At 39.9% G+C, this 542-nt stretch carries 1 protein-coding gene; it reads left to right on the top strand.

All coding sequences use genetic code 11. The features are described from left to right. Positions 1-144: 144 nt before the first annotated feature. A partial coding sequence (locus tag HMPREF1254_RS12290) for an IS256 family transposase, variant Zn-binding type (protein WP_442792395.1) occupies positions 145-542 on the top strand: 398 nt, incomplete at its 3' end.

Raw genomic sequence — 542 nt, forward strand, 5'->3', positions numbered from 1 at the left:
CGTAATGGACATTTGGTAGGCTGAAAAGCTCCAGATGTCCTTTATTTATTACCTTTGTGCCATTTGAAAACCTATGAATAAAAAACATGTGTATTCTGTGGCAGCTCAAATGTTAAAAAGAACGGTCATCGTCGGGGGCTGCAAATGTATTTTTGCGGTGATTGCAAGAAGCAATTTCAAGGCGGTCGCCGCATTGACAGTACAACATTATGGCAAAGCTATCTGACAGAGAAACGAACCGTCAAAGAACTGTCAGTTATGCATAAATGTTCGGAGAGAACAATACGCAGAAAACTGAAGTTGGTAGCAGAGAGTTTTAACCCTTCCTTTCCTAAGGAAGCAACTGTCATAATTGATACAACATATTTCTCCAGAACATTTGGCGTAATGTTATTCCAAGATGCAACTTCGGGAAAGATCCTTTATCGCAAATTTGTTAAGAATGAAACCAACAAGGAGTATCTCTCAGGACTTGAAGATATAAAAGATGGAGGAACAAAGATAGTGGCGGTAGTCTGTGATGGACACACAGGGCTTTTACA

Origin of the sequence: Prevotella sp. BV3P1 (genome assembly GCF_000479005.1) — a bacterium.
GTDB lineage: Bacteria > Bacteroidota > Bacteroidia > Bacteroidales > Bacteroidaceae > Prevotella.